Below are 7,472 nucleotides of genomic sequence, written 5' to 3' on the forward strand. Positions count from 1 at the left end.
CCATGTTCCTCGTCGTCGTCATCGCAGCCCTTGCCGTTGCCCTGCTGCTCTACGGGGTGATGATCTACAACAACCTCGTGGCCTCAAGCATGCGGTTGCGCAGGCTTGGTCCAACATCGACGTCCTGCTCAAGCAGCGTCACGACGAACTGCCCAAGCTTGTGGAGGTCTGCAAGCAGTCGATGCACTTCGAGCAAGAAACACTCGATCGCGTGATCCGCGCGCGTCAACAGGTACAGGAGGCGCGTGCCGCGCAGAACGTTGGCGCGCTCGGCCGTGCCGAGGGTGCGCTGCACGGCAGCATGGCAAGGCTTTTTGCGGTCGCCGAAAGCTACCCCATCTGAAGACCAACGAAAGCTTCGGTCATCTGCAGGCGCGGATCAGCGGCCTGGAGGAGAGCATCGCGGACCGGCGCGAGTTCTACAACGCAGCGGTCAACGCCAACAATGTGCGCATCGAGCAATTCCCCGACGTGCTGGTTGCGCGGCTGTTCAGCTTTAACCCTGCGGTCTTCTTTAAAGTCGTCGATGCCGACAAGGCCGACGTGGATCTGAAGATTTCTTTCGGCGGGCAGCGTGACACCTCGCCCCTCGCCATCCGCTGCATCAGCAACAGATCAATTGCAGCTGTGACGGCCATGGCGCGATGGCTGCCGCATGACCCCGAAGGCGCTGTCATTCTGCTCTTTGCGGCAGTCCTCGGCGCGGTGCAGTTTTTCCGGCTGCAGCGCCGCAGGCGGCTCATGGAGGACACCCCCACTGCGCGCATCCGCTCGGCTGCACAGGGTTATGTGAGCTCAGTGCCGGGTGCGGCTGCCCGATGCGCCATTGCACTCGCCGCTCACGGCCACACCCTGCGCCTGGTGGCGGTTTCGCATCGAGCGGCGCAAAAGTGAGGGGCGCAACGCCGGCTGGGAGCTTGAGCAGCGCGGCGTCAGCGAGGCTCAGTTCTGGCTGGACGATGAAAGCGGGCGTTGCATTGTCGATCCCGCCGCGCGGAGGTGCGCGCAGTCAACCACCGCTCCTGGGTGGGTGCCACGCCGTGCTTATTCCGGAGTCTCCTGGAACGACGATTTGGTCGGGAGATGCCGAGCATCGCTACACCGAGGAACTGATCTTGCCTGGCGAAACCCTCTATGCCCTGGGCCAGTTCACCAGCATCGATCCGCTACAGACTTCGGCCCGCGACGATCTGCGCGATCTGGTCATTGCCTGGAAGCCGAACCCGCCCGGCGCGCGGCATTCGACAGCAACGGCGACGGCGAGCTCGACGCCGCCGAGTTCGACCAACTGCGCTCAGCTGCGGCGCAGCAGGTTGCTGTGAACCGCCGCGAGGAGGCTGCCCGGCCGCAAACCCATGTGCTGCACAAGCCGCCAGGCGCCAGATCTTTCTCCTGTCCACCGTGCCGGCACAAAGGCTTGGGACCCGTCTGCGCTGGCAATCCTGGGCATGGCTCGCGGCGTCCTTGATCGCCGCAGGGTTGGCTGGGTCGACGTTGCTGGGCTGACGCGCGCTACTCGAGGGCATCCAGCAGACGGTCGCTCTGCGCGCCGGTCCCCGCCCTTCGGCCCAGAAGCGCATAAAGCAATATGGCGCCAAGGTCGCGGTCCCGATGCCGCCAAGGCAAAGCCGCCAAACTTCAATGTGAAGTCCGCCGTACCCAGCATGAGCGTAATGGCGACGATGATGAGGTTGCGACTTTCGGAGAAGTCCACCTTGTTGTCCACCCAGATGCGCGCGCCCGACACGGCGATGAGCCCGAAAATCACGATGGCTACGCCGCGCAGCACCGGCGCGGGATGAGGTGAATGAGCGCGCCGAACTTGGGGCTGAAGCCCAGGACGATGGCGACAACCGCGGCCGTGGCGAAGATGAGCGTGGAGTAGATTTTGGTCGCCGCCATCACGCCAATGTTCTCCGCATACGTGGTAACCCGGTTCCACCCGCCGCGCCCGAAACGATGGTTGCAAGCCCATCGCCGAGAAAGGCGCGACCCATGTAGCGATCGAGATTCTGCCCGGTCATGGCCGTAACGGCCTTGATGTGCCCAAGATTCTCCGCGACGAGGATCACCACCACAGGCACGATCAATGTCATCGCTCTGGGTTGAACACGGGCGCCGTGAAGTTTGGCAGGCCAAACCAGGCGGCGCCGGCCAGGTCCGAGAAGTTCATCGGCGTACCCAGACCCAGACCATTGGCCAGGATGGCGTAGACGACGCTGGCAATGACGAGTCCGACCAGGATGAGCAGTCGCTGCACCATACCCCGCTGTACACCGCGACCAGTCCGACCGCCAGGAACGTCACCACGGCCATCCAGTCCTCGAAGTTGCTCGCGCCATGCGATTTGATGGCGATGGGGGCAGATTCAGGCCAATCACGGCAACCACGGAGCCGGTGACGACCGGAGGCATCAGGCGCTCGATCCAGCGCGTGCCTATGCCCATCACGATCAGGCCGATTGCCGCATACACCACGCCACAGGCAACGATGCCGCCCAGCGCCACAGCGATGTTGGGATTCATGCCACCGCCCGAATAACCGCTGGCGGCGATGACCACGCCGATGAACGAGAACGACGAGCCAGGTAGCTTGGCACCCTGCCGCCCACGACAAGAAGAAAATCAGCGTGCCCAACCCGCTCATCAGAATCGCGATGTTGGGCGAGAAACCCATCAACAGCGGAGCAAAGACGGTAGAGCCGAACATGGCCACCACATGCTGCAAACCCATCGCCAGTGTCTGGGCGGGGGTAAGCGCTCGTCAGGCGCAACGACGCCCCCGTATTCAAGCGCCATTTGGGAAAATACGCATCAGCCATCTTCACCTCCCTGGTTGTCGGTCATGCCGCGTGCGCCGCCGCCTGATTTTGAACGCTCAACGTCGCCTCTTCCCTGCACCCGAAATCATGGGACCTTCTGCACGACTTGCGCATTTTCGTGGATCCGATGCCGCGAGTGCAGATGCAGCCATTGGCAGCGCCGCGTCGTGCCGGCCCGCGGCGCACCCCGGCGTGCAGCTCGATGACGCGCCCGTCAGCGTTGTGTCGCATGCCGATGCGAAAGGCCGCGCTCACGCGCCGCAACCCCATCGCGCAAGGCATGCCTGCACGACGGGCTGGCGCAGCCATCACTTCGTGCCAAAAATGCGATCACCCGCATCGCCCAGGCCGGGACGATGTAGCCATGTTCATTCAAACCCTCGTCGACCGCGGCAAGGGTGATGGGGACGTCGGGATGGGCTCGGTGCACGGTGCGCACGCCTTCTGGCGCAGCCAAAAGATTGACGAGCTTGAGCGTGGTGGCCCGCCTGTTTCAGCCGGGACAGGGCCGCGGCTGCCGAATTGCCCGTCGCCAGCATGGGGTCGACCACAATCACCAGACGCTCGGCCATGTCATCGGGCACCTTGAAGTAATACTCCACCGGCTCCAGGGTGGCGGGACCCCGTACAGGCCAATGTGGCCCACGCGTGCGTTCGGCAACAGATCGATCATGCCGTCGAGCATGCCATTGCCGGCGCGCAGGATTGACACCAGACACAGCTTCTTGCCGCAAGGATGGGCATGCGGCAATCGGCAACCGGAGTACTCACATCCACCAGCTGCGTGGGCAAATCACGCGTGGCCTCATACGCCAGCATCGCGGCGATTCCACGCACGAGCCACCGGAAGTAGCATCCGCTGGCAGCACAGCTCACGCAAGCGCGAGCCGTGATCCACAACAGAAACTGCCGGCGACTCGTGCGTGAAATCGCCGCGATGCTGCGTATGAGGCACGCGTGATTTGCCCACGCAGCTGGTGGATGTGAGTACTCCGGTTGCCGATTGCCGCATGCCCATCCTTGCCGGCAAGAAGCTGTGTCTGGTGTCAATCCTGCGCGCCGGCAATGGCATGCTCGACGGCATGATCGATCTGTTGCCGAACGCACGCGTGGGCCACATTGCCTGTACCGGGATCCCGCCACCCTGGAGCCGGTGGAGTATTACTTCAAGGTGCCCGATGACATGGCCGAGCGTCTGGTGATTGTGGTCGACCCCATGCTGGCGACGGGCAATTCGGCAGCCGCGGCCCTGTCCCGGCTGAAACAGGCGGGCCACCACGCTCAAGCTCGTCAATCTTTTGGCTGCGCCAGAAGGCGTGCGCACCGTGCACCGAGCCCTCCCGACGTCCCCATCACCCTTGCCGCGGTCGACGAGGGTTTGAATGAACATGGCTACATCGTCCCCGCCTGGGCGATGCGGGTGATCGCATTTTTGGCACGAAGTGATGGCTGCGCCAGCCCGTCGTGCAGCATGCCTTGCGCGATGGGGTTGCGGCGCGTGAGCGCGGCCTTTCGCATCGGCATGCGACACAACGCTGACGGCGCGTCATCGAGCTGCACGCCGGGTGCGCCGCGGGGCCGGCACGACGCGGCGCTGCCAATGGCTGCATCTGCACTCGCGGCATCGGATCCACGAAAATGCGCAAGTCGTGCAGAAGGTCCCATGATTTCGGGTGCAGGAAGAGGCGACGTTGAGCGTTCAAATCAGGCGGCGGCGCACGCGGCATGGACCGACAACCAGGGAGGTGAAGATGGCTGATGCGTATTTTCCCAAATGGCGCTTGAATACCGGGGCGTCGTTGCGCCTGACGAGCGCTTACCCCGGCCCAGACACTGGCGATGGGTTTGCAGCATGTGGTGGCCATGTTCGGCTCTACCGTCTTTGCTCCGCTGTTGATGGGTTTCTCGCCCAACATCGCGATTCTGATGAGCGGGGTGGGCACGCTGATTTTCTTTCTTGTCGTGGGCGGCAGGGTGCCAAGCTACCTGGGCTCGTCGTTCTCGTTCATCGGCGTGGTCATCGCGCCAGCGTTATTCGGGCGGTGGCATGAATCCCAACATCGCTGTGGCGCTGGGCGGCATCGTTGCCTGTGGCGTGGTGTATGCGGCAATCGGCCTGATCGTGATGGGCATAGGCACGCGCTGGATCGAGCGCCTGATGCCTCCGGTCGTCACCGGCTCCGTGGTTGCCGTGATTGCCTGAATCTGCCCCATCGCCATCAAATCGCATGCGCGAGCAACTTCGAGGACTGGATGGCCGTGGTGACGTTCCTGGCGGTCGGACTGGTCGCGGTGTACACGCGGGGTATGGTGCAGCGACTGCTCATCCTGGTCGGACTCGTCATTGCCAGCGTCGTCTACGCCATCCTGGCCAATGGTCTGGTCTGGGTACGCCGATGAACTTCTCGGACCTGGCGGCGCCGCCTGGTTTGGCCTGCCAAACTTCACGCGCCCGTGTTCAACCCCAGAGCGATGACATTGATCGTGCCTGTGGTGGTGATCCTCGTCGCGGAGAATCTTGGGCACATCAAGGCCGTTACGGCCATGACCGGGCAGAATCTCGATCGCTACATGGGTCGCGCCTTTCTCGGCGATGGGCTTGCAACCATCGTTTCGGGCGCGGCGGGTGGAACCGGGGTTACCACGTATGCGGAGAACATTGGCGTGATGGCGGCGACCAAAATCTACTCCACGCTCATCTTCGCCACGGCCGCGGTTGTCGCCATCGTCCTGGGCTTCAGCCCCAAGTTCGGCGCGCTCATTCACCTCATCCCGGCGCGGTGCTGCGCGGCGTAGCCATCGTGATTTTCGGCTCATCGCCGTGTCGGGCGCGCGCATCTGGGTGGACAACAAGGTGGACTTCTCCGAAGTCGCAACCTCATCATCGTCGCCATTACGCTCATGCTGGGTACGGCGGACTTCACATTGAAGTTTGGCGGCTTTGCCTTGGGCGGCATCGGACCGCGACCTTCGGCGCCATATTGCTTTATGCGCTTCTGGGGCCGAAGGGCGGGGAACCGGCGCGGCAGAGCGACCGTCTGCTGGATGCCCTCGAGTAGCGCGCGTCAGCCCAGCAACGTCGACCCAGCCAACCCTGCGGCGATCAAGGACGCCGCGAGCATGCCAGGATTGCCAGCGCAGACGGGTCCCAAGCCTTTGTGCCGGCACGGTGGACAGGAGAAAGATCTGGCGCCCTGGCGGCTTGTGCAGCACATGGGTTTGCGGCCGGGCAGCCTCCTCGCGGCGGTTCACAGCAACCTGCTGCGCCGCAGCTGAGCGCAGTTGGTCGAACTCGGCGGCGTCGAGCTCGCCGTCGCCGTTGCTGTCGAATGCCGCGCGCCGGGCGGTTCGGCCTTCCAGGCAATGACCAGATCGCGCAGATCGTCGCGGGCCGAAGTCTGTAGCGGATCGATGCTGTGAACTGGCCCAGGGCATAGAGGGTTTCGCCAGGCAAGATCAGTTCCTCGGTGTAGCGATGCTCGGCATCTCCCGACCAAATCGTCGTTCCAGGAGACTCCGGAATAAGCACGGGCGTGGCACCCACCCAGGAGCGGTGGTGACTGCGCGCACCTCCGCGCCGGCGGGATCGACAATGCAACGCCCGCTTTCATCGTCAGCCAGAACTGAGCCTCGCTGACGCCGCGCTGCTCAAGCTCCCAGCCGCGTTGCGCCCCTCACTTTTGCGCCGCTCGATGCGAAACCGCCACCAGGCGCAGGGTGTGGCCGTGAGCGGCGAGTGCAATGGCGCATCGGGCAGCCGCACCCGGCCACTGAGCTCCACATAACCCTGTGCAGCCGAGCGGATGCGCGCAGTGGGGTGTCCTCCATGAGCCGCCTGCCGGCGCTGCAGCCGGAAAAACTGCACCGCGCCGAGGACTGCCGCAAAGAGCAGAATGACAGCGCCTTCGGGTCATGCGGCAGCCATCGCGCCATGGCCGTCACAGCTGCAATTGATCTGTTGCTGATGCAGCGGATGGCGAGGGGCGAGGTGTCACGCTGCCCCGCCGAAGAAATCTTCAGATCCACGTCGGCCTTGTCGGCATCGACGACTTTAAAGAAGACCGCAGGGTTAAAGCTGAACAGCCGCGCAACCAGCACGTCGGGGAATTGCTCGATGCGCACATTGTTGGCGTTGACCGCTGCGTTGTAGAACTCGCGCCGGTCCGCGATGCTCTCCTCCAGGCCGCTGATCCGCGCCTGCAGATGACCGAAGCTTCGTTGGTCTTCAGATCGGGGTAGCTTTCGGCGACCGCAAAAAGCCTTGCCATGCTGCCGTGCAGCGCACCCTCGGCACGGCCGAGCGCGCCAACGTTCTGCGCGGCACGCGCCTCCTGTACCTGTTGACGCGCGCGGATCACGCGATCGAGTGTTTCTTGCTCGAAGTGCATCGACTGCTTGCAGACCTCCACAAGCTTGGGCAGTTCGTCGTGACGCTGCTTGAGCAGGACGTCGATGTTGGACCAAGCCTGCGCAACCGCATGCTTGAGGCCCACGAGGTTGTTGTAGATCATCACCCCGTAGAGCAGCAGGGCAACGGCAAGGGCTGCGATGACGACGACGAGGAACATGGCGGCAGATCCGGGTGGTGCTGTGTTGTCGCAGATCGTAACAATCGTCGGCTTTCGCGGGAGAGACGCTGGCCTCGGCCAAC

At 63.6% G+C, this 7,472-nt stretch carries 1 protein-coding gene and 6 pseudogenes; 4 read left to right on the forward strand and 3 right to left on the reverse strand.

Translation table 11 applies throughout. The features are described from left to right. Positions 1–160 precede the first annotated feature (160 nt). Together CD04_RS24790 and CD04_RS24795 are read left to right on the forward strand one after the other, a co-directional pair. Positions 161–894: pseudogene (locus tag CD04_RS24790) on the forward strand (LemA family protein). Positions 895–959: 65 nt separating this feature from the next. Beyond that, complete coding sequence (locus tag CD04_RS24795) at positions 960–1,322, forward strand: hypothetical protein (protein ID WP_231480637.1); 363 nt, start codon at positions 960–962, stop codon at positions 1,320–1,322. A gap of 190 nt (positions 1,323–1,512) precedes the next feature. Here the strand turns inward: CD04_RS24795 and CD04_RS25070 are convergent. After that, positions 1,513–2,821, reverse strand: a pseudogene (locus CD04_RS25070) (solute carrier family 23 protein). 308 nt (positions 2,822–3,129) lie between these two features. Beyond that, positions 3,130–3,724 (reverse strand): annotated as a pseudogene (gene upp, locus CD04_RS23295) (uracil phosphoribosyltransferase). A 107-nt stretch (positions 3,725–3,831) separates the two neighbouring features. Between upp (CD04_RS23295) and upp (CD04_RS25305) the strand changes: the two are divergent. Continuing rightward, positions 3,832–4,580: pseudogene (upp, locus tag CD04_RS25305) on the forward strand (uracil phosphoribosyltransferase). Beyond that, positions 4,573–5,880 (forward strand): annotated as a pseudogene (locus CD04_RS21995) (solute carrier family 23 protein). The pseudogenes upp (CD04_RS25305) and CD04_RS21995 overlap by 8 nt, the downstream one beginning before the upstream one ends. A 589-nt stretch (positions 5,881–6,469) precedes the next feature. On the opposite strand, the pseudogene CD04_RS25310 reads toward CD04_RS21995, so the two are convergent. Further along, positions 6,470–7,389 (reverse strand): annotated as a pseudogene (locus CD04_RS25310) (LemA family protein). Between the last annotated feature and the right edge of the window lie 83 nt (positions 7,390–7,472).

It is taken from the genome of Thiomonas sp. FB-Cd, assembly GCF_000733775.1.
Classification (GTDB): domain Bacteria; phylum Pseudomonadota; class Gammaproteobacteria; order Burkholderiales; family Burkholderiaceae_C; genus Thiomonas_A.